The organism is Streptococcus halitosis, from assembly GCF_003143695.2.
GTDB lineage: Bacteria > Bacillota > Bacilli > Lactobacillales > Streptococcaceae > Streptococcus > Streptococcus halitosis.
Genome location: NZ_QEMY02000002.1, coordinates 84,726 through 105,751, shown reverse-complemented (window position 1 = coordinate 105,751; position 21,026 = coordinate 84,726). Strand labels below are relative to the sequence as shown.

The following is a 21,026-nucleotide window of genomic DNA, read 5'->3' as shown; positions in this document are numbered from 1 at the left end:
AATTTTTGAGGAGCTGTTTATGAAGAAAAGTTTTATTCATCAACAAGAAGAAATTTCCTTTGTCAAAAACACCTTTACCCAGTATTTGAAAGATAAGTTAGAAGTTGTTGAAGTTCAAGGTCCCATCTTGAGCAAGGTTGGTGATGGGATGCAGGACAACTTGTCCGGTGTCGAACATCCAGTATCCGTAAAGGTCTTGCAGATTCCAGATGAAACTTATGAAGTCGTCCACTCACTAGCCAAATGGAAGCGCCACACCTTGGCTCGGTTTGGTTTCGGTGAGGGTGAAGGTCTTTTTGTCCATATGAAGGCCCTTCGTCCAGACGAAGATTCGCTTGATGCGACTCACTCTGTTTATGTGGACCAGTGGGACTGGGAGAAGGTTATCCCAAATGGTCAACGCAATATCGCCTATCTCAAAGAAACCGTTGAGAAGATTTACAAGGCTATTCGTCTAACAGAGCTAGCCGTAGAAGCCCGCTACGATATCGAATCCATCTTGCCAAAGCAAATCACCTTCATCCATACAGAAGAGTTGGTGGAACGCTATCCAGACCTAACACCGAAAGAGCGTGAAAATGCGATCTGTAAAGAGTTTGGTGCTGTCTTCTTGATTGGTATTGGTGGCGAGTTGCCTGATGGCAAACCTCATGACGGCCGTGCACCTGACTATGATGACTGGACAACAGAGTCTGAAAATGGCTACAAATGGTTGAATGGGGATATTCTAGTTTGGAACGAATCTCTTGGTTGTGCCTTTGAACTTTCCTCAATGGGGATTCGGGTAGATGAGGATACACTTCGTCGCCAGGTGGCTCTTACAGGAGACGAAGATCGGCTTGAGCTGGAATGGCATAAAGCCCTGCTTAACGGTCTTTTCCCACTGACAATCGGTGGGGGTATCGGACAGTCTCGGATGGCCATGTTCTTACTTCGCAAGAAACACATTGGAGAAGTTCAGACTAGTGTTTGGCCTCAAGAAGTCCGCGATACTTACGAAAATATCTTGTAGAGAATCGAACCGCAAGGTTCGGTTTTCTTTCTCTTTTTGCCTATAATTTGGTATAATAAACGGTATGAAAATCGTATCAGGAATCTACGGAGGGCGTCCTCTCAAGACGCTAGAAGGAAAGACGACGAGGCCGACATCGGATAAGGTGCGTGGAGCTATCTTTAACATGATAGGTCCCTATTTTGATGGTGGTCGTGTATTGGATCTCTATGCTGGCAGTGGCGGCTTATCTATTGAGGCAGTCTCGCGTGGGATGTCCCATGCTGTCCTAGTGGAACGGGATAGAAGAGCCCAAGCTATCATCGCTGCAAATATCCAGATGACCAAGGAAGTTGGAAAATTTCAATTCCTCAAGATGGAGGCTGAACGAGCCTTGGAGCATGTGAATGGTCCCTTTGACTTGGTCTTTTTAGACCCTCCCTATGCCAAGGAACAAATCGTTGCAGATATCGAAAAAATGGCAGAAAGAAATCTCTTCTCCCAAGAAGTCATGGTCGTCTGCGAAACCGATAAGTCTGTAGAACTTCCAGAAGAAATCGCCTGCTTAGGCATCTGGAAGGAAAAAATATATGGGATTAGTAAGGTGACAGTCTATGTCAGATAAAATTGGATTATTTACAGGATCATTTGATCCGATGACAAATGGACATCTGGATATCATTGAACGTGCCAGCAAACTCTTTGATAAGCTCTATGTTGGGGTGTTCTACAATCCCCACAAACAAGGTTTTCTCCCTGTTGAAAACCGCAAACGGGCAGTCGAAAAAGCGGTAGCGCATTTAGATAATGTAGAGGTGCTGGCTTCTCATGACCAACTAGTCGTCGATGTTGCAAGAAGATTGGGTGCTAAGACCCTTGTCCGTGGCTTGCGGAATGCCACCGACTTGCAATACGAGTCTAGTTTTGATTACTACAATCATCAACTGGCTCCAGAAATCGAAACCATTTACCTATATAGTCGCTCAGAGCATCTTTATATTAGCTCTTCAGCCATGAGAGAACTTCTGAAGTTTGGTCAGGAGATTCAGCAATATGTACCAAACAGTGTTGTGGAGGAATTAGAACATGAAGAAAAAAACTAGATGGCCCTTATATGTCATCCTAGCACTAGTAGTGACTTTTTTAGCCTTTGTAGTACCTTTACCCTACTACATAGAAGTTCCAGGTGGAGCGGAAGATATTCGTCAAGTTTTAAAAGTCAATGAAACAGAAGATACAGAAGCAGGAGCTTACCAGTTTGTAACAGTCGGTATTCGGCATGCAACTCTATCGCATCTTGTCTATGCTTGGTTAACACCTTTCACGGATATTAGAAGTGCCAAGGAGACTACGGGTGGCTCTACTGATGCGGAGTTTATGCGGATCAATCAGTTCTACATGCAAACATCCCAAAACATGGCCAAGTATCAAGGACTGAAGACGGCTGGAAAGGATATCGAACTCAAGTACCTGGGTGTCTATGTCTTGACCGTGACGGACAATTCAACTTTTAAGGGCATTCTGAACATTGCAGATACCGTGACGGCTGTTAATGACAAAACGTTTGACAGTTCAAAAGACTTGGTCGACTATGTCAATTCTCAACAATTAGGGGATACGGTCAAGGTAACCTATGAAGAAGACGGAAAAGTAAAGTCTGCTGAAGGTAAAATTATCACTCTCGAAAACGGAAAAAACGGGATTGGGATTGGTTTGATTGACCGTACGGAAGTAACCAGTGATGTTCCAATTCGCTTCTCCACAGCTGGTATCGGTGGGCCAAGTGCAGGTCTCATGTTTAGCCTCGCTATCTACACCCAGATAGCAGATCCAGGACTTCGTAATGGCCGCATCGTTGCGGGAACGGGAACTATTGATCGTGATGGGAATGTTGGTGACATTGGTGGAATTGACAAAAAAGTAGTTGCAGCCTCTCGCCAGGGAGCCAACATCTTTTTTGCTCCTGACAATCCAGTCACTGAGGAAGCAAAAAAAGCAGATCCCAATGCGAAAAGCAACTATGAAACAGCCCTAGAAGCTGCTAAAACGATCAAAACAGAGATGAAAATCGTTCCGGTTAAAACCTTGCAGGATGCGATTGATTACCTTAAAAACAATCCCTAATTCGTAGAAAAATAGAAAACTAGCGCGCAAGCGGATAAGATGGTATAATAGTCAAATGGTTCAATTATTATTCACTCTAAGTAGTCATATACTCTTTATTTATTTGAGTTTTTACCTTTTGAAGGATCTTGTTAGATGGGAGAAGGTTTTAAAAGTGAACGCTACTAACACAAAAAAGGTTCGTTTGTTGGTCGGCTTCTTTAGTATTGTGATGGGCTACATCTTGAGTTCATTCTTTATCAGTTTGTACCAACTGTGGCAAGAAGCACTTAGAGGACTATTATAAAATCAAAAGTAAAGGAAATAACTATGGAAAAAATTGTGGTTCAAGGCGGAGATAATCGTCTGGTTGGGAGTGTGACAATCGAGGGAGCAAAGAACGCAGTCTTGCCCTTGTTGGCAGCGACTATTCTAGCAAGCAAGGGTAAGACCGTCTTACAAAATGTCCCAATCTTGTCAGATGTGTTCACCATGAATCAAGTAGTTCGTGGTCTGAATGCCAAGGTGGACTTTGATGAGGAAGCTCATGTTGTCGAGGTTGATGCGACTGGTGATATCACGGAGGAAGCTCCTTATAAATATGTCAGCAAGATGCGAGCATCCATCGTTGTCTTGGGACCAATCCTTGCTCGTGTAGGTCATGCCAAGGTATCCATGCCAGGGGGATGCACTATCGGGAGTCGTCCGATCGACCTCCACCTCAAAGGTTTGGAAGCTATGGGGGCTAAAATCACTCAGACAGCTGGTTACATCGAAGCCAAGGCAGACCACTTGCATGGCGCTCATATCTACATGGACTTCCCTAGTGTCGGCGCAACACAAAACTTGATGATGGCAGCAACTTTAGCTGATGGTGTGACAGTCATTGAAAATGCTGCGCGTGAGCCAGAAATTGTTGACCTCGCTATCTTCCTTAATGAAATGGGAGCCAAGGTCAAGGGAGCTGGTACCGAAACAATCACAGTGACTGGTGTCGAGAACCTCCATGGTACGACTCATACTGTAGTACAGGACCGTATTGAAGCTGGAACCTTTATGGTAGCAGCAGCTATGACTGGTGGGGATGTTCTCGTTCGTGATGCAGTATGGGAGCACAATCGTCCCTTGATTTCAAAACTACTTGAGATGGGTGTTGAAGTGACAGAGGAGTCAGAAGGTATCCGTGTTCGTTCTCAACTTGAAAATCTCAAGGCTGTTCATGTAAAAACCTTACCACATCCAGGATTCCCAACAGATATGCAGGCACAATTTACAGCTCTGATGACAGTCGCAAAAGGGGAATCCACCATGGTGGAAACGGTGTTTGAAAATCGCTTCCAACACTTGGAAGAAATGCGCCGTATGGGCTTGCATTCAGAGATTATCCGTGATACAGCTCGTATTGTTGGGGGACAGGCTTTGCAAGGGGCAGAAGTTCTATCAACGGACCTTCGCGCTAGTGCGGCTTTAATTTTGACAGGTTTGGTGGCGCAAGGAGAAACAGTTGTCGGTAAATTAGTCCACCTTGATAGAGGTTACTACCGCTTCCATGAGAAGTTGGCTCAGCTAGGAGCGAAGATTCAGCGAATCGAGGCAAATGATGAAGAAGAATAAAAACTTACGCTATGTACTCCGTCGTTTACTGTTGATTTTTATCGTACTATTGCTAGGCTTTCTGGCTTTAGGAATCGGCTTGATGGTAGGCTATGGCATCCTAGGAAAGGGACAGGATCCATGGGCTATCTTGTCTCCAGCAAAGTGGCAGGAATTGATTAGCAAATTTACAGGAAATTAGACTGGGAGACCAGTCTTTTTCTAAAGAAATAAGGAGAAAAATGGACAAAAAAACAAGACAAGCTCTGATAGGATTACTTCTATTCTTGCTATTGGCTGCTGGAAGCTACTACATCAAGCAGATGCAGACAGCGCCAAACTCCCCTAGAACAAAGGTTAGTCAGAAAAAACAAGCTTCAGAAGCTCCTAGTCAGGAGTTGGCAGAAAGTGTCTTAACCGAGTCAATCAAAAATCAAATTAAGGGGGGGCTCGAGTGGAATGGAGCAGGGGCCTTCATTGTCAATGGCAATAAAACCAATCTAGATGCCAAGGTTTCCAGCAAACCCTATGCGGATAATAAAACAAAGACAGTGGGAAAAGAAACAGTTCCAACTGTTGCCAATGCCATCTTATCCAAAGCGACTCGGCAGTATAAGAATCGTGAAGAGACTGGAAATGGCTCAACCTCTTGGACGCCACCAGGATGGCATCAGGTCAAGAATCTAAAGGGAGCCTATACACATGCAGTTGATAGAGGACACCTGCTGGGCTATGCCTTGATAGGAGGTCTGGATGGTTTTGATGCCTCTACTAGCAATCCCAAGAACATTGCAGTCCAGACAGCTTGGGCAAACCAAGCACAGGCTGAAGATTCGACAGGTCAGAACTACTATGAGAGTTTGGTCAGAAAAGCCTTGGACCAAAACAAGAGGATCCGTTATCGGGTGACGCTCCACTATGCGACAAATGAGGACCTAGTTCCATCGGCTTCACAAATCGAAGCCAAGTCTTCAGATGGCGAATTGGAATTCAATGTCCTAATCCCCAATGTTCAAAAGGGAATCCAGCTTGATTACCAAACGGGTCAAGTAACAGTGACAGATTAGAAACAATAGATATAATAAAAACAGCTCCTTTGTCTTCTAGAGGCAGGGGAGTTGTTCTTTAAATGAAAAATAATGTGAATCCTGATCGATTTTATGATATAATGGAACACAAGATACTATTTTAGGAGAAGGACTATGGAAGACCCGAGCAGTCAGCATTTGTTGCTACAGTTTGTATTATTATTTATCTTGACCTTGTTAAATGCTTTTTTCTCAGCCACTGAGATGGCAATGGTGTCACTAAACCGTTCCCGAGTAGAACAAAAGGCAGAAGAGGGAGACAAACGTTACATCCGTTTGTTAAAGGTACTTGAAAATCCTAACCACTTTTTATCAACGATTCAAGTTGGTATCACGTTAATTACCATTTTGTCTGGGGCCAGTTTAGCGGAGACTCTAGGACGCGAAATTGCATCTTGGATAGGGAACAGTGAAACAGCTTCCGCTATTGCAAGTTTTCTATCTTTAGCGTTTTTGACCTATATTTCCATTGTTTTTGGGGAACTCTATCCCAAGAGAATTGCTCTAAATCTGAAAGATACCTTGGCTATCCGAACAGCACCAGTCATTATTGGTTTGGGGAAAATTGTCAGTCCCTTTGTTTGGCTTTTGTCAGCCTCAACGAATCTATTGAGCCGTGTGACGCCAATGACCTTTGATGATGCTGATGAAAAGATGACACGTGATGAAATTGAGTATATGCTTACCAATAGTGAAGAAACGCTGGATGCAGATGAGATTGAAATGCTACAGGGAGTCTTTTCTTTAGATGAACTAATGGCTCGTGAGGTAATGGTGCCTCGAACAGATGCCTTTATGGTGGATATTCAGGATGACAGTCAAACGATTATCGAGAGTATTTTAAAGCAAAATTTCTCACGTATCCCTGTTTATGATGGGGATAAGGATAATGTTATTGGTTTGATCCACACCAAGCGCTTGTTGAATGCCGCTTTTGTGGATGGCTTTGACAATATTGTCTGGAAACGAATTCTCCAAACGCCACTGTTTGTTCCTGAGACTATCTTTGTGGACGATCTTCTTAAAGAACTTCGAAATACCCAAAATCAAATGGCCATCTTACTAGATGAATATGGTGGAATGGCTGGTTTGGTAACTCTGGAAGACCTCTTAGAAGAAATTGTTGGTGAGATTGATGATGAGACTGACAAGGCTGAAATTGAAGTCCATCAAATCGGTGAGGACACCTATATTGCACAGGGAACCATGAATCTTAACGACTTCAATAACTACTTTGGTGTCGAACTAGAAAGCGATGATGTGGATACCATCGCCGGTTATTATTTGACGGGTGTGGGAATGATTCCAACGACTGAAAAACTCAGTTATGAATTGGTCAGCCAAAACAAACAAATCATCCTAACCAATGACAAGGTGAAAAACGGACGTGTTACCAAGGTAAAAGTCCAAATCACTGAAATAGAGACTGAAGAAGAAACAGAATAAAGCAGTGACTTGAGTCGCTGCTTTTTGTAAATCTATATGGTAGATACAGTTATCCCTATCTATTTGGAATAACAAAAAAGCCCGATTTTACGGGCTTTTTTATTCGGATAATTCCTGTTAATTCAGGTACTGAAAGGCGGTAGACGGATTTGAACCGACGATCAAGCTTTTGCAGAGCCGTGCCTTACCACTTGGCTATACCGCCTCAACGTTTATTATTATACCTTGAAAATCATTTCCCGTCAATAGTTTCTTATTCTAAAATCCAATTTAAGAAGATAGATTATGTCATGTGAAGAAAAAAGGGAAAAGCAACTTGTAAAAATGAAGCTTACAGAGCTAGACAAATTAATTTTCTTTTCTTATAAATACAAATAAAGAATGGGGAAATTCTGACAAAGAGAAGTTTTTTGTAGATATACGCCTAAATATTCTGAAAATTCGTTTACTTTTTAGAAGATATATGTTATAATTTCCAATAAGCCTAAATTTTTCAAGAGGAGTTATATACATGAAAAAAAGCAGAGTATTGGTTGTAGCAGGGGTTGCCTTATTAGCGACTGGCGTACTAGCTGCCTGCAGTTCTAAATCATCTGATTCAACGGCGCCAAAAAATTATGGTTATATCTATTCAGCTGACCCAGAAACGTTGGATTACCTCATTTCAGGTAAACAAAGTACTAAGGTTGCCACTTCAAACGGTATTGATGGTCTCTTCACAAATGACAAATATGGGAATTTGACTCCCGCAGTTGCAGAAGACTGGTCAGTCTCAAAAGATGGTTTGACTTATACTTACAAAATCCGTAAAGGTGTTAAATGGATGACATCTGATGGAGAAGAGTACGCTGAAGTAACAGCTAAAGATTTCGTAAATGGTTTGAAACACGCAGCAGATAAGAAATCCGAAGCTCTATATCTAGCAGAAACTTCTGTTAAAGGATTGTCTGATTATTTGTCTGGAAATTCAAAAGACTTTTCTACGGTAGGTGTGAAGGCAGTTGATGATTATACTCTTGAGTATACCTTGAACCAACCAGAACCATATTGGAACTCTAAGATGGCTTATTCAATCTTCTGGCCATTGAACGAAGATTTTGAAAAATCAAAAGGATCAGATTTTGCCAAAGCAACAGATCCTACGTCCTTGCTTTATAATGGTCCGTTCTTGCTAAAAGGTTTGACTACTAAATCTTCTATCGAATTTGCTAAGAATGAGCAGTACTGGGATAAGGATAATGTTCACCTTGATAAAGTTACCCTTGCTTTCTATGATGGGTCAGACCAAGAGTCCATTGAACGTAACTTTACAAGTGGAGCATACAGCTATGCTCGCCTTTTCCCAACAAGTTCAAACTATTCTAAAGTAGCAGAAAGCTATAAGGATAACATCTTCTACACTCCATCAGGACCAGGGATTGCTGGTTTGGGTGTGAATATTGACCGTCAAGGTTACAAATACACTTCTAAGACAACTGATGAAGAGAAGACTTCTACTAAGAAAGCTCTTCTTAACAAGGATTTCCGTCAGGCTTTGAACTTTGCCTTTGACCGTACTTCTTACTCAGCACAAATCAATGGTAAAGAAGGTGCTCCTCTTGCAGTTCGTAACCTCTTTGTGAAACCAGGTTTTGTCTCTGCAGGTGAAAAAACTTTCGGTGACTTGGTAACTGAAAAGATGGCTACTTATGGTGATGAGTGGAAGAATGTAAACTTTGCGGATGGTCAAGATGGACTCTTCAACGCCGATAAAGCCAAAGCCGAATTTACCAAAGCTAAAACTGCATTGGAAGCAGAAGGTGTGAAATTCCCTATCCACTTGGATATTCCAGTAGACCAAACATCTAAAAACTATATCGCACGTATCCAATCTTTCAAACAATCAGTTGAAACAGTACTTGGCGAAGGCAATGTAATCATTGATATCCAACAAGTTTCTAAAGATGAGTTGAACAATATCACTTACTATGCTGCAAGCGCTGCGGCAGAAGATTGGGATCTCTCAGGAGCAGTTGGGTGGAACCCAGACTACGAAGATCCATCAACTTACCTTGATATCTTAAAAACAACGAATGCTGAACAAACAAAAACATATATGGGTTACGAAGGTGCAGATAACGCTGCGGCTGCTCAAGTTGGTTTGAAAGAATACGATAAGCTAGTTGATGAAGCTGCTAAAGAAACAAGCGATTTGAATGTTCGTTATGAAAAATACGCGGCTGCTCAAGCTTGGTTGACAGATAGCTCACTCTTCTTGCCAGCTATGTCATCAAGTGGTGCTGCACCATTCATTTCTCGTGTTGTACCATTCTCTGCATCATACAGCCAGTCTGGAGATAAGAGCTCAGATGTATACTTCAAGTATATTCAGTTGCAAGACAAGGTTGTAACGAAAGCTGATTACGAACAAGCTCGTGAGAAATGGCTCAAAGAGAAAAAAGAATCAAACGAAAAAGTTCAAAAAGAATTGACGAATCACGTTAAATAAATAACTCTCAAGAGAACTTTCTCTCCATGAGGAGAAGGTTCTTTTGGGATTTTAAAAGGAAACGATATGAAAAAATATATTTTTATGCGTGTCTTGCGCTCATTGTTGTCTATTTTCTTGGTGACAACCTTGACCTACACGATTATCTATACGATGGTTCCTCGAAAACTGATTTTCAAGCAGGATACCAACTACAACAAGATTGCAACGACTCCAGATAAGCGGGATAATTATGAGAATACCGTTTATGAACGTATGGGCTATATTGAGTATTACGATACCAAGGAGTTGCAAGAAAAAGCTAGCACAATGGACTCATCTGTAACAGTAGATGCCAATGACACCAATAAGGCAATCTACGAAAAATACATCAACCAACTCGGTAATGGTTGGACGTTAGGTGTCTTTTCAGAGAGTGGTCAGTTCTATGCTACGCGTGAAATTCCAATTTTTGAACGTGTTTTCAAATTCTATGCGAACTTACTTGATATTGATCATACAAACAAGATTCAAGACCCTGAAAATCCAAACTTGGAACGTTATCTTCGTTTTGAAAATGACCCTGCTATCGGTTGGTCATTGGTTGGTTCAGGTACCAAACATAAATACCTTTTGTATTTCAACAATCAATTCCCGTTTGTACACCAAAACTTTGTGAACATTAACTTGGGTGACTCTTACCCAACTTATGCGAACACGCCAGTGCTTCAAGTTATCACACAAGGTCAAGGACAAACTAAGACATCAGAAGTTCAATTCCCTACTGGTAAAAAGACTTCGTCTGTAGATATTTACTCTCGTACCTACAAATCTCCAAGTCAAGCAGATGCGCGTGAAATAGCTAACTATGGTAAAGACGATCCATATACAGCTACAGAAAGTAACTACCAATATCCATCTATGATTGCAAGTTCAGCTGTTGCTGGTTTGATTGGTTTGATTATTTCTTATGCTATTGCGATTCCTCTTGGATCTGCTATGGCTCGCCACAAGAATACTTGGATTGATAGCTTCTCAACAGGTGTTCTAACCTTCTTGCTTGCCCTTCCAACGATTGCCTTGGTTTATATCGTGCGTTTGATTGGCTCATCTATTGGTCTTCCAGACTCATTCCCTATCCTAGGTGCTGGAGATTGGCGTTCCTATGTCTTGCCAGCAGTCATTCTAGGTTTGCTGGGAGCACCAAGTACAGCAATCTGGATTCGTCGTTACATGATTGACTTGCAATCTCAGGACTTTGTCCGTTTTGCTCGTGCAAAAGGTTTATCTGAAAAAGAAATTTCAAATAAACACGTCTTTAAAAATGCCATGGTTCCTTTGGTTTCAGGTATTCCAGGTGCCGTAATCGGGGTTATTGGTGGTGCAACATTGACAGAAACAGTCTTCGCCTTCCCAGGTATGGGTAAAATGTTGATTGACTCTGTTAAGGCATCAAATAACTCAATGGTAGTTGGTCTCGTCTTCATCTTTACATGTATTTCTATCTTCTCACTCTTTGTAGGAGATATCTGGATGACTATGCTTGACCCACGTATTAAATTGACAGAGAAAGGAGGCAAATAATGTCAACAATTGATAAAGAAAAATTTCAGTTCGTAAAACGTGATGATTTTGCCTCTGAAACGATTGATGCTCCTGCCTATTCATACTGGGGTTCTGTATTTAGACAGTTTTTAAAGAAAAAATCAACAGTCATTATGTTGGGAATATTGGTAGCTATTATTTTGATGAGTTTTATCTATCCGATGTTTTCAGACTTTGACTTTAACGATGTAAGTAAGGTTAATGATTTTAGCGCTCGTTTTATTAAGCCCAATGCCGAACACTGGTTTGGTACGGATAGCAATGGTAAATCCTTGTTTGATGGCGTTTGGTTTGGTGCGCGTAATTCTATCCTCATTTCTGTAATTGCTACTTTTATCAACCTTGTGATCGGGGTGATTGTTGGTGGAATTTGGGGGATTTCCAAATCTGTTGACCGCGTCATGATGGAAGTTTATAACATTATTTCAAACATTCCATCTCTCTTGATTGTTATCGTCTTGACTTACTCAATTGGTGCTGGTTTCTGGAATTTGATCTTCGCTATGAGTGTGACGACTTGGATCGGTATTGCTTATTCAATTCGTATTCAAATCATGCGTTACCGTGACTTGGAATACAACCTTGCTTCTCAAACACTTGGAACACCAACCTTTAAGATTATCGTGAAAAACATCATGCCACAATTGGTATCTGTTATTGTTTCTACGATGACCTTGATGTTGCCAAGCTTTATCTCTTATGAGGCATTCCTTTCTTTCTTTGGATTGGGATTGCCTGTAACAGTGCCAAGTTTGGGACGTTTGATCTCAGATTACTCACAAAACGTTACGACCAACGCGTACTTGTTCTGGATTCCATTGACAACCTTGATTTTGGTATCCCTATCTCTATTCGTTGTTGGTCAGAACTTAGCGGATGCTAGTGATCCACGTACACATAGATAGGAGTAGACATGACAAAAGAAAGTAATGTAATTTTGACTGCTCGCGATATCGTCGTGGAATTTGACGTTCGTGACAAAGTTCTAACAGCTATCAGAGGCGTTTCTCTAGAACTGATTGAAGGAGAAGTTCTTGCCTTGGTAGGTGAGTCTGGTTCTGGTAAATCTGTATTAACAAAAACCTTTACAGGGATGTTAGAAGATAATGGACGCATTGCCCAAGGAAGCATCGACTATCGTGGACAAGACTTGACAGCCTTGACTTCGAACAAAGAATGGGAGAAAATCCGTGGTGCTAAAATTGCGACCATCTTCCAAGACCCAATGACAAGTTTGGACCCAATCAATACAATCGGTAGCCAAATCACAGAAGTTATCGTTAAACACCAAGGGAAAACAGCTAAGGAAGCCAAAGAAATGGCAATCGACTATATGAACAAGGTCGGAATTCCAGACGCTGAAAAACGTTTTGACGAGTATCCTTTCCAATATTCTGGAGGGATGCGCCAACGTATCGTTATTGCCATTGCCCTTGCGTGTCGTCCAGATATCTTGATCTGTGATGAGCCAACAACGGCCCTTGACGTAACCATTCAAGCGCAAATCATTGATTTGCTTAAAACTTTGCAAAATGAGTACCACTTCACCATTATCTTTATCACCCATGACCTTGGTGTGGTAGCAAGTATTGCGGACAAGGTAGCGGTTATGTATGCTGGTGAAATTGTAGAATATGGTACTGTTGAGGAAGTCTTCTACGACCCACGTCATCCATATACTTGGAGTCTCTTGTCTAGCTTGCCACAGCTCGCTGATGATAAAGGGGAATTGTACTCTATCCCAGGAACACCGCCGTCTCTTTATACGGAGTTGAAAGGTGATGCCTTTGCCCTTCGTTCAGATTATGCGATGCAAATTGACTTTGAACAGAAAGCACCTCAGTTTTCAGTCACTGATACTCACTGGGCTAAGACTTGGTTGCTTCATGAGAATGCTCCTAAGGTTGAAAAACCAGAAATCATCGCAGATTTACATGATAAAATTCGTGATAAAATGGGCTTTGCTCATCTAGAAGACTAGGAGGAAGGAAATGTCTGAAAAATTAGTAGAAATTAAAGATTTAGAAATTTCCTTCGGTGAAGGAAGTAAGAAGTTTGTTGCCGTTAAAAACGCTAACTTCTTTATCAACAAGGGAGAAACTTTCTCTCTCGTTGGTGAATCTGGTAGTGGGAAAACGACGATTGGTCGTGCCATTATTGGTTTGAATAATACTAGTAAAGGTGAAATCATCTTTGACGGTCATAAGATCAATGGGAAAAAATCTCATAAGGAATCTTCAGAGTTGATCCGCCGTATCCAGATGATTTTCCAAGACCCTGCGGCCAGTTTAAATGAACGTGCGACAGTTGACTATATCATCTCTGAAGGTCTTTACAACTACCACTTATTCAAAGATGAAGAAGAGCGAAAAGAAAAAGTTCAAAAGATGATTCATGAAGTTGGTCTTTTGAAAGAGCACTTGACTCGTTACCCACACGAGTTTTCTGGTGGTCAACGTCAACGTATTGGGATTGCCCGTGCTCTTGTGATGGAACCTGATTTTGTTATTGCGGATGAGCCGATTTCAGCCTTGGACGTGTCTGTTCGTGCGCAAGTCTTGAACTTGCTCAAGAAGTTTCAAAAAGAATTGGGCTTGACCTATCTCTTTATTGCGCATGACTTGTCAGTTGTTCGCTTTATCTCAGATCGTATCGCAGTTATCTATAAGGGTGTTATCGTTGAAGTAGCGGAGACAGAGGAGTTGTTTAACAATCCTGTTCATCCGTACACTCAAGCACTTCTATCTGCTGTACCGATTCCAGATCCAATCTTGGAACGTAAGAAGGTCTTGAAAGTCTATGATCCTAGCCAACATGACTATGAGACAGACAAACCATCTATGGTGGAAATTCGTCCAGGTCACTATGTTTGGGCTAATCAAGCGGAAGTTGCTCGCTACAAAGAAGCACTTAAAAAATAAACAGATTAGGAGAGGACCGAAAGGTCTTCTCATTTTTAATAGAAAAACTCCCCCTTTACTAGCTAGTAAAGGGGGAGTTGTATTATAATTAGCGTTTGGACCAGGTACGTTTCATAAAGAGAAGCAAAATGGGATAAATCTCTAGACGACCTGCAATCATTGCAAATGAGAGAAGTATTTTAGAGATGGGACTAAAGATGGCAAAACTAGAAGTTGTACCTAGAATAGGTCCGATGTTATTGAAACAACTGAAGACAGCACTGGTCACAACTAGAAAATCATTGTTATCTAGACTGACAATGAAGATAAGTGACAGTAAAATCATCACATAAATGACAAAATATTTTAGGACCTTGTGCTGAGTATCCTTATCAATCACAGTTTTATTGACATGTAGAGTCAATACGCGATGAGGAGATAAGATGGACAAGATCTGATTTTTTGCAATTTTTGAAAGGATGAGCCCTCTGATAACTTTGAGTCCACCTGCGGTTGATCCAGCAGAGCCGCCGATTCCCATGAGGAAGAGGAGGATAAATTGGGAGAAGAGGGGCCAGTTGGTAATATCTCCATAACCAAAACCAGTTGTTGTGATGATATTGGACACCTGGAAGAGGGCCATTTCAAAGCTCTTAGAGACACCTTGGTAGAGATGGAGCGTATTGAGCGTAATCAAGCCGGTAGAAACTAGGACAATGATTACATACGTGCGAAGTTCTTCATCACCAAAGAAAGCCTTAACTCGACGGAGCATGAGGTAGTAGTAGAGATTGAAGTTAACCCCAAAAACCAGAACTCCGATACTAACTAGATAGGTGATGAGTGAGCTGCCGTAGTGGGCAATCCCGTCGTTATAGACGGTGAAGCCTCCGGTTCCTGCCGTTCCCATAGCGATGACAAAGCTATCAAATAGAGGCATACCAGCTAGATAGTAGATGACTACAAAAAGTGAGAAGAGCCCTAAGTAAAGCAGATAGAGGATCTGGGCAGTATTTTTTAGTTTGGATACAACCTTACCGAAGACAGGCCCAGGGACCTCAGCCTTCATCACCTCTAAATGACTATTCTTGGCATTGTCCATAATGGCAAGCGCGAAGACGAGTACCCCCATCCCTCCAATCAAGTGAGTAAAACTTCGCCAGAAGAGGAGGGAACGGCTGAGAACGGAGACATCTGTCAGAATGGTTGCTCCTGTAGTTGTAAAACCAGAACTGATTTCAAACAAGGCATCGATGACACTTGGGATTTGTCCTGAAAAGACAAAGGGAAGCGCTCCAAAGAAAGACCATAGAATCCAACAGAGGGCGACGATTAAGACTCCCTCCTTAGTATAAATTCGCTGATTTTTGGGTTTCCGTAAAATTCCCAAGCTACCAAGAAGTATTAAAATTCCAATTGTTGTAAAGAGAGCTGTAAATACTTGGCTGGATTCTTGGTAATAGATTGCTACACTAACAGGCACTAGGAGGAGAACCGCCTCAATCAAGAGAAGTTTTGAGAGGAGGTAACGAATCATACTTTTATTCATCTTTTACCTCTCAATCAGATCATAAATCTTGGTGATATTTGTCAATAAGGTCGTCACGAGTAACTGATCTCCTACCTCAAGTCTATCCTCTCCAGTAGGGAAGATTGTTTTTCCTTTTCGGATAATGGCTGCGATGAGAACCCCTTTTTTCAATTTCAACTGTGAAAGAGGTTTGGCAGTCATTTTATTAGCTTCCTTGATTTGGAATTGAAGAGTTTCAATTTGACCGTTTGCTAGATGGTGCATGGCTTGAAGGTCTGAGTACTGAGCGTTCACTCGACCACGGATAAAGTGCATAATGGTATCCACTGCGATGCTTTTTGGTGTGATGATACTTGAAAAATCAGGTGCATGGATAATCTCTAAAAGGCTAGTTCGATTCACCTTGGTGATATTCTTATGGACACCAACACGGTCTAAGAACATAGAGGTAATGATGTTTTCCTCATCAACCCCAGTCAAAGTTGCAACTGCATCATAGTTGGGGGCACTTTCCTCAAGCAAGATATCTTTGGCAGTTCCATCTCCCTGTACGATATAGAGATTTGGAAATTTTTCACTGAAGAGACGAGCTCTCTCAGGATTAATCTCGATAACTTTAGTGTCAATACGGCTATCTTTTAAAATGTCAAGTAGGTAATAAGCAATTTTTCCAGCACCAACGATGAGCAAGCTTTTCACTGTACGTGATTTGAAATAGTTATGGAAAAGCATCATATCCACACGATTCCCAGTAACAAAAATTCTATCTCTATCCTGAATGGTGATATCACCGCTCGGAATCATAAGTTGATGGTCTCGTTCCATAGCGCAGACAATGATATTGCCAAATTTTTTACGAAAATCTGAGATTGGCATTTGACAGAGACCACTGGAATCTTTGACAACAAACTCCATCAGGTTGACCCTTCCCCCTGAGAACCGCTCAACTGAGAGTGCATTCGGAAAATCAATGATATTTGAGATAGCACGGGCGGCTAGGAGTTCTGGGTTAACGATAAGTGAGAATCCAAGAATATTTTTCTCTTTGAAATAGGTATTGGAGTATTCAGGATTTCGCACTCGAACGATAGTCTCTTTAGCGCCCATTTTTTTAGCAAGTACTGCTGAAATCATATTCACTTCATCGTGTTCCGTTAGAGCGATAAAGATATCACACTCTTGAACGCCGGCTTGCTCTAAGATAGCAAAGTCTGCTCCATTTCCAAGGAGTCCCATGATATCAAAGCGACTGACAATATGATTGAGAACAGCCTCATCTTGTTCGATGAGGACAACGTCGTGTTTTTCTGCAACCAGTGAACGACAGAGGGCGAAACCGACTTTCCCTCCACCAACAAGGACAATTTTCATATAAAAACCCTACTTTTTCATGATGTAACTATCATACCCTTTTTTCGCAAAAAATGCACTTGCCAAGGCATTTTAGAGGATAAGAAAAGCCTTTTTTTAAGTGTTTAAAGATAAAATCGGTCACCTTTCATAGAAATGTCTATCATATGAAATGATTTCGCTCATTTAATATCCTTTCTCAGAAAAAGAATGACTAAGTATGGAAATATTATCAAAAAAATAAAAAAATCAAGTCATTTCTATTGACATTGGTTCTGAAAGTGTTATACTAAGAAAGTAGTTTCGCTGATTTACTTCAAACCTGTTGTGAGGTAAGTTAACGACGCCTTAACCACGCTGTTTGCTGAGCTTGACTCCGGGCAGTGTGGCTATTTTTTTGCAATGATAAAAGGAAGCCAATTATGACAAATCACATTGTTTTATTTGAACCTCAGATTCCACAAAATACAGGTAACATTGCGCGTACTTGCGCTGCGACCAATTCTCCCCTTCACATCATCAAACCGATGGGATTTCCTATTGATGATCGCAAGATGAAGCGAGCTGGATTAGATTATTGGGATAAGTTAGATATTTATTTTTATGACAGCTTGGAAGATTTCATGTCTCAGATGAAGGGAAAACTCTATCTGATTTCGAAATTTGCTGAGAAGGTGTATTCTGAGGTAGATTTATCGACTGACGAGGACCATTATTTTCTCTTTGGACGTGAAGACAAGGGCTTGCCTGAGGACTTTATGCGAGAACATCCTGAGAAAGCACTCCGTATTCCTATGAACGATGAACACGTCCGCAGTCTCAATGTTTCGAATACCGTCTGCATGATTGTATATGAGGCTCTTCGCCAGCAGAATTTTGCAGGTCTTGATCTTGTTCACACCTATGAAGCAGATAAATTGAAATAATCAAAATGCTTGCACTTGCAAGCGTTTTTTGTTATGATTAAAGGGTCTTCAGGGCTGGGTGAGATTCCCGACCGGCGGTGACTTTAACTAGCTATTTTGGCTTACTCTTCGTTGTCTTGTCTCGATATACTCAAGTATTATCTTCGACTGCGACGCCTAGATTAATCCAAAATATCTTAGTTAAAGAAGTCCGCGAGCGCAAGCTGATGTGGTGCGATTCCACAACCGACAGTATAGTCTGGATGGGAGAAGACGAAAGAATAGCTTTGTCTGTTCTGATGAGTTTATAGATGAATTGCAACCGCTTGCTCAAAAGAGTGAGAGGGAGCTTTTGGGATATAAAAAGTGAGAATAGATAGAGGGATCCTTTCCAACTTCTTCTGATTTTATAGAAAATTGGAGGAACCTGTTATGACAAACACACGTCGACTTTCGACCATTGCGATTTTATCAGCCATTTCATTTGTGCTGATGTACTTTGACTTTCCGCTCTTGCCAGCGGCGGCCTTCCTCAAGATCGAGTTTAGTATCTTGCCAGTCCTTGTGGGCTTGGTGGTGATGGATTTGCCAGCTGCACTAGGAATCCTCTTGCTTCGCTCACTCTTGAAGTTGCTTCTGAATAGCCAGGGCGTGAATACCTACATTGGTTTGCCAATGAATATCGTAGCCTTGGGAGTTTTTGTTATCGCCTTTGGTTTGATTTGGAAAAAGGAACGTAGCACTCTTCGTTTCCTACTAGCATCTCTAGCGGGAACTATTGGATTGACTGCTGCTATGTTGGTTCTCAACTATGTTTATGCGGTTCCTTTGTACGCGCAGTTTGCCAACTTTGATATTGGAAAAATTTTGGGACTTTCCAACTACCTAATGACCATGGTTTTACCTTTTAACTTGATTGAGGGTGTAATCTTTGCCGTTTCATTCTGGTTGCTGTATGTCCTCTTAAAACCAACCTTAAAATATTATGAGAGATAAACAAACATTTTTAATGAAGGGCAGTTTTGCCCTTTTACTTTTCGTCCTTCTTGGCTATATGGTTAAATTCTATCCTGAAACGTTGGTCGGTTTTGATCAACCGATTCAGACTGCCCTTCGTGGAGACTTGCCAAATTATTTGACAGTTCTGTTCCGTGCCCTTACGCATTTGATTGATATCCCGGTGATTATCACCTGGGTTGCCATCGCAGCCTTTATCTTTTATCGTAAGCAGTGGAAGTTAGAAAGCTTCTTCATGGCGGGAAATCTAGCAATAGCTGGTCTTTTAATCGTGTCCTTTAAAAATATCTACCAGCGCCCACGGCCAGCTATTTTACACTTGGTAGAGGAGAAGGGATTTTCTTTTCCAAGTGGCCATTCTCTGGCAGTGACTCTGATGGTAGGGACTCTGATTGTCATTCTCAGTCAACGGATTAAAGATCCGGTTTGGAGAAAAATCGTGCAAATCGTCCTTGGCTTCTACCTAGTCAGTGTGTTGCTATCTCGGGTCTATCTGGGAGTTCACTACCCATCAGATGTTCTTGCCAGTTTCTGTGTGGGCTTGGGAGTCTTGTTTATCGAATTTCCTTTCTATGACAAGCTTCGCTTCCAATGGCGATTTAAAGGCAAGCAGAAGTGAGATAGGTCTTGCAAGAATGGTAAAAATCTGATAAACTAAGTAGTAATTGAATAGGAATCCGCAAGACTAGTAACTCAAGGGAAGTATATCAGGGAGGAGAGCCGTGACTGCAAGCTCTCTATATGAAAGCTGGGTGAATTCACTTGCGCATGGATTTAGAAATGAAGGTCTGACTTGTCAGATGAAAACGGATGGTACCGCGTGTCAACGCTCCGAGTGGAGTTTTTGGCATGTGGTTTTCTTTTTATCTGATAAGTGACTGATGGAGGAATTATGTCAACTATTGAAGAACAATTAAAAGCGCTTCGCGAAGAAACACTGGCTAGCTTGAAGCAGATTACTGCTGAAAATGAAAAAGAGATGCAAGACTTGCGTGTCTCTGTCCTTGGTAAAAAAGGGTCGCTTACTGAAATTCTCAAAGGGATGAAGGATGTATCGGCTGAAATGCGCCCTGTCATCGGGAAACACGTCAATGAAGCGCGTGATGTCTTGACAGCGGCCTTTGAAGAAACAGCTAAGCTCTTGGAAGAAAAGAAAGTCGCAGCTCAACTAGCAAGTGAGAGCATCGATGTGACCCTTCCAGGTCGCCCAGTTGCGACTGGTCACCGTCACGTTTTGACACAAACCAGTGAAGAAATCGAAGATATTTTCATTGGGATGGGTTACCAAGTCGTGGATGGTTTTGAAGTGGAGCAAGACTATTACAACTTCGAGCGTATGAACCTTCCAAAAGATCACCCAGCTCGCGATATGCAGGATACTTTCTACATCACAGAAGAAATCTTGCTTCGTACTCACACGTCTCCAGTTCAGGCACGTGCTATGGATGCTCATGATTTTTCAAAAGGTCCTTTGAAGATGATCTCACCGGGGCGTGTATTCCGTCGTGATACGGACGATGCGACCCACAGTCACCAATTCCACCAAATCGAAGGCTTGGTTGTTGGGAAAAACATCTCTATGGCAGATCTTCAAGGAACCCTTCAGTTGATTGTGCAAAAAATGTTTGGTGAAGAGCGCCAAATTCGTTTGCGTCCATCGTATTTCCCATTCACAGAGCCATCTGTTGAAGTGGATGTTTCTTGCTTCAAGTGTGGTGGAGAAGGCTGTAACGTATGTAAGAAAACAGGTTGGATTGAGATTATGGGTGCCGGTATGGTTCACCCACGTGTCCTTGAAATGAGTGGAATCGATGCGACTGTTTACTCTGGCTTTGCCTTTGGTCTTGGACAAGAGCGTGTCGCTATGCTCCGTTACGGAATCAACGATATCCGCGGATTCTATCAAGGAGATGTCCGCTTCTCAGAACAGTTTAAATAAGATTGAAACCTAAAACACAGTCCTATACAGTCCTAGTTATTTTCTCTTGATGAGAATGGTGAGGACTGACTCGAAGAAAAAGAAAGGAATT

Annotated in this window: 20 protein-coding genes, 1 tRNA gene and 1 riboswitch; of the genes, 18 read left to right on the top strand and 3 right to left on the bottom strand. The window is 41.7% G+C overall.

Annotated elements, in window-relative coordinates; translation table 11 throughout:
• Positions 1 to 19: 19 nt before the first annotated feature.
• From asnA to DB729_RS07000, 9 genes are all read left to right on the top strand, one after another.
• Complete coding sequence (gene asnA, locus DB729_RS07040; protein ID WP_109289888.1) at positions 20 to 1,012, top strand: aspartate--ammonia ligase; 993 nt, start codon at positions 20 to 22, stop codon at positions 1,010 to 1,012.
• Between the two features lie 64 nt (positions 1,013 to 1,076).
• A complete protein-coding gene (gene rsmD, locus DB729_RS07035) occupies positions 1,077 to 1,616 on the top strand; it encodes a 16S rRNA (guanine(966)-N(2))-methyltransferase RsmD (protein WP_109289887.1) in 540 nt (179 codons plus the stop codon).
• A complete protein-coding gene (gene coaD, locus DB729_RS07030) occupies positions 1,606 to 2,094 on the top strand; it encodes a pantetheine-phosphate adenylyltransferase (protein ID WP_109289886.1) in 489 nt (162 codons plus the stop codon). The genes rsmD and coaD overlap by 11 nt, the downstream gene beginning before the upstream one ends.
• Complete coding sequence (locus DB729_RS07025; RefSeq protein ID WP_096753361.1) at positions 2,078 to 3,115, top strand: SepM family pheromone-processing serine protease; 1,038 nt, start codon at positions 2,078 to 2,080, stop codon at positions 3,113 to 3,115. Before coaD ends, DB729_RS07025 begins: the two co-directional genes overlap by 17 nt.
• A gap of 55 nt (positions 3,116 to 3,170) precedes the next feature.
• Complete coding sequence (locus DB729_RS07020) at positions 3,171 to 3,401, top strand: DUF1146 family protein (RefSeq protein WP_080619411.1); 231 nt, start codon at positions 3,171 to 3,173, stop codon at positions 3,399 to 3,401.
• 23 nt (positions 3,402 to 3,424) lie between these two features.
• The gene (gene murA, locus DB729_RS07015; RefSeq protein WP_084852082.1) at positions 3,425 to 4,708 is read left to right on the top strand and encodes a UDP-N-acetylglucosamine 1-carboxyvinyltransferase; all 1,284 of its coding nucleotides are present in this window, start codon (positions 3,425 to 3,427) and stop codon (positions 4,706 to 4,708) included.
• Positions 4,695 to 4,889 (top strand): DNA-directed RNA polymerase subunit beta, encoded by a 195-nt coding sequence (locus DB729_RS07010; RefSeq protein ID WP_000739701.1) that lies wholly within the window; start codon positions 4,695 to 4,697, stop codon positions 4,887 to 4,889. The genes murA and DB729_RS07010 overlap by 14 nt, the downstream gene beginning before the upstream one ends.
• Positions 4,890 to 4,929: 40 nt before the next feature.
• Complete coding sequence (locus DB729_RS07005; protein ID WP_045616474.1) at positions 4,930 to 5,754, top strand: DNA/RNA non-specific endonuclease; 825 nt, start codon at positions 4,930 to 4,932, stop codon at positions 5,752 to 5,754.
• A gap of 135 nt (positions 5,755 to 5,889) precedes the next feature.
• Entirely contained in the window at positions 5,890 to 7,221 is a 1,332-nt protein-coding gene (locus DB729_RS07000; protein ID WP_109289885.1) for a hemolysin family protein, read from the top strand.
• A gap of 134 nt (positions 7,222 to 7,355) precedes the next feature.
• On the opposite strand, the gene DB729_RS06995 is transcribed toward DB729_RS07000, so the two are convergent.
• A tRNA-Cys gene (locus DB729_RS06995) sits at positions 7,356 to 7,426 on the bottom strand.
• A 306-nt stretch (positions 7,427 to 7,732) separates the two neighbouring features.
• On the opposite strand from DB729_RS06995, the gene DB729_RS06990 reads away from it, so the two are divergent.
• The 5 genes from DB729_RS06990 to DB729_RS06970 all read left to right on the top strand — a co-directional run bounded on the left by DB729_RS06990 (position 7,733) and on the right by DB729_RS06970 (position 14,214).
• Entirely contained in the window at positions 7,733 to 9,709 is a 1,977-nt protein-coding gene (locus tag DB729_RS06990) for a peptide ABC transporter substrate-binding protein (RefSeq protein ID WP_109289884.1), read from the top strand.
• Positions 9,710 to 9,775: 66 nt separating this feature from the next.
• The gene (locus DB729_RS06985) at positions 9,776 to 11,272 is read left to right on the top strand and encodes an ABC transporter permease (RefSeq protein WP_000759887.1); all 1,497 of its coding nucleotides are present in this window, start codon (positions 9,776 to 9,778) and stop codon (positions 11,270 to 11,272) included.
• A complete protein-coding gene (gene oppC, locus DB729_RS06980; RefSeq protein ID WP_000103693.1) occupies positions 11,272 to 12,198 on the top strand; it encodes an oligopeptide ABC transporter permease OppC in 927 nt (308 codons plus the stop codon). Before DB729_RS06985 ends, oppC begins: the two co-directional genes overlap by 1 nt.
• A gap of 8 nt (positions 12,199 to 12,206) precedes the next feature.
• The gene (locus DB729_RS06975) at positions 12,207 to 13,274 is read left to right on the top strand and encodes an ABC transporter ATP-binding protein (protein ID WP_000159803.1); all 1,068 of its coding nucleotides are present in this window, start codon (positions 12,207 to 12,209) and stop codon (positions 13,272 to 13,274) included.
• A 10-nt stretch (positions 13,275 to 13,284) separates the two neighbouring features.
• Positions 13,285 to 14,214 (top strand): ATP-binding cassette domain-containing protein, encoded by a 930-nt coding sequence (locus DB729_RS06970; protein WP_001291314.1) that lies wholly within the window; start codon positions 13,285 to 13,287, stop codon positions 14,212 to 14,214.
• Positions 14,215 to 14,302: 88 nt separating this feature from the next.
• Here the strand turns inward: DB729_RS06970 and DB729_RS06965 are convergent, their stop codons facing one another.
• Both DB729_RS06965 and trkA read right to left on the bottom strand, forming a co-directional pair.
• Complete coding sequence (locus tag DB729_RS06965) at positions 14,303 to 15,742, bottom strand: TrkH family potassium uptake protein (RefSeq protein WP_033585524.1); 1,440 nt, start codon at positions 15,740 to 15,742, stop codon at positions 14,303 to 14,305.
• 3 nt (positions 15,743 to 15,745) lie between these two features.
• Entirely contained in the window at positions 15,746 to 17,095 is a 1,350-nt protein-coding gene (gene trkA / locus DB729_RS06960; RefSeq protein WP_109289883.1) for a Trk system potassium transporter TrkA, read from the bottom strand.
• Positions 17,096 to 17,496: 401 nt separating this feature from the next.
• On the opposite strand from trkA, the gene DB729_RS06950 reads away from it, so the two are divergent.
• The 4 genes from DB729_RS06950 (at position 17,497) to pheS (ending at position 20,935) form a co-directional block, all read left to right on the top strand.
• Positions 17,497 to 18,000, top strand: a complete 504-nt coding sequence (locus DB729_RS06950) for a tRNA (cytidine(34)-2'-O)-methyltransferase (RefSeq protein ID WP_000181354.1) — start codon at positions 17,497 to 17,499, stop codon at positions 17,998 to 18,000.
• Between the two features lie 40 nt (positions 18,001 to 18,040).
• Positions 18,041 to 18,258, top strand: a riboswitch (FMN riboswitch).
• Positions 18,259 to 18,411: 153 nt separating this feature from the next.
• A complete protein-coding gene (locus tag DB729_RS06945; RefSeq protein ID WP_000185817.1) occupies positions 18,412 to 18,975 on the top strand; it encodes an ECF transporter S component in 564 nt (187 codons plus the stop codon).
• A complete protein-coding gene (locus DB729_RS06940) occupies positions 18,965 to 19,615 on the top strand; it encodes a phosphatase PAP2 family protein (RefSeq protein WP_109289882.1) in 651 nt (216 codons plus the stop codon). Before DB729_RS06945 ends, DB729_RS06940 begins: the two co-directional genes overlap by 11 nt.
• Positions 19,616 to 19,888: 273 nt before the next feature.
• On the top strand, positions 19,889 to 20,935 hold the full coding sequence (gene pheS / locus DB729_RS06935) for a phenylalanine--tRNA ligase subunit alpha (protein WP_007519670.1): 1,047 nt from the start codon (positions 19,889 to 19,891) through the stop codon (positions 20,933 to 20,935).
• Positions 20,936 to 21,026: the final 91 nt, after the last annotated feature.

Bases quoted from the DNA above. Each gene is read 5' to 3' on its own strand.
- asnA (WP_109289888.1), top strand. From the start codon at position 20: ATGAAGAAAAGTTTTATTCATCAACAAGAAGAAATTTCCTTTGTCAAA.
- rsmD (WP_109289887.1), top strand. From the start codon at position 1,077: ATGAAAATCGTATCAGGAATCTACGGAGGGCGTCCTCTCAAGACGCTA.
- coaD (WP_109289886.1), top strand. From the start codon at position 1,606: ATGTCAGATAAAATTGGATTATTTACAGGATCATTTGATCCGATGACA.
- DB729_RS07025 (WP_096753361.1), top strand. From the start codon at position 2,078: ATGAAGAAAAAAACTAGATGGCCCTTATATGTCATCCTAGCACTAGTA.
- DB729_RS07020 (WP_080619411.1), top strand. From the start codon at position 3,171: ATGGTTCAATTATTATTCACTCTAAGTAGTCATATACTCTTTATTTAT.
- murA (WP_084852082.1), top strand. From the start codon at position 3,425: ATGGAAAAAATTGTGGTTCAAGGCGGAGATAATCGTCTGGTTGGGAGT.
- DB729_RS07010 (WP_000739701.1), top strand. From the start codon at position 4,695: ATGAAGAAGAATAAAAACTTACGCTATGTACTCCGTCGTTTACTGTTG.
- DB729_RS07005 (WP_045616474.1), top strand. From the start codon at position 4,930: ATGGACAAAAAAACAAGACAAGCTCTGATAGGATTACTTCTATTCTTG.
- DB729_RS07000 (WP_109289885.1), top strand. From the start codon at position 5,890: ATGGAAGACCCGAGCAGTCAGCATTTGTTGCTACAGTTTGTATTATTA.
- DB729_RS06990 (WP_109289884.1), top strand. From the start codon at position 7,733: ATGAAAAAAAGCAGAGTATTGGTTGTAGCAGGGGTTGCCTTATTAGCG.
- DB729_RS06985 (WP_000759887.1), top strand. From the start codon at position 9,776: ATGAAAAAATATATTTTTATGCGTGTCTTGCGCTCATTGTTGTCTATT.
- oppC (WP_000103693.1), top strand. From the start codon at position 11,272: ATGTCAACAATTGATAAAGAAAAATTTCAGTTCGTAAAACGTGATGAT.
- DB729_RS06975 (WP_000159803.1), top strand. From the start codon at position 12,207: ATGACAAAAGAAAGTAATGTAATTTTGACTGCTCGCGATATCGTCGTG.
- DB729_RS06970 (WP_001291314.1), top strand. From the start codon at position 13,285: ATGTCTGAAAAATTAGTAGAAATTAAAGATTTAGAAATTTCCTTCGGT.
- DB729_RS06965 (WP_033585524.1), bottom strand. From the start codon at position 15,742: ATGAATAAAAGTATGATTCGTTACCTCCTCTCAAAACTTCTCTTGATT.
- trkA (WP_109289883.1), bottom strand. From the start codon at position 17,095: ATGAAAATTGTCCTTGTTGGTGGAGGGAAAGTCGGTTTCGCCCTCTGT.
- DB729_RS06950 (WP_000181354.1), top strand. From the start codon at position 17,497: ATGACAAATCACATTGTTTTATTTGAACCTCAGATTCCACAAAATACA.
- DB729_RS06945 (WP_000185817.1), top strand. From the start codon at position 18,412: ATGACAAACACACGTCGACTTTCGACCATTGCGATTTTATCAGCCATT.
- DB729_RS06940 (WP_109289882.1), top strand. From the start codon at position 18,965: ATGAGAGATAAACAAACATTTTTAATGAAGGGCAGTTTTGCCCTTTTA.
- pheS (WP_007519670.1), top strand. From the start codon at position 19,889: ATGTCAACTATTGAAGAACAATTAAAAGCGCTTCGCGAAGAAACACTG.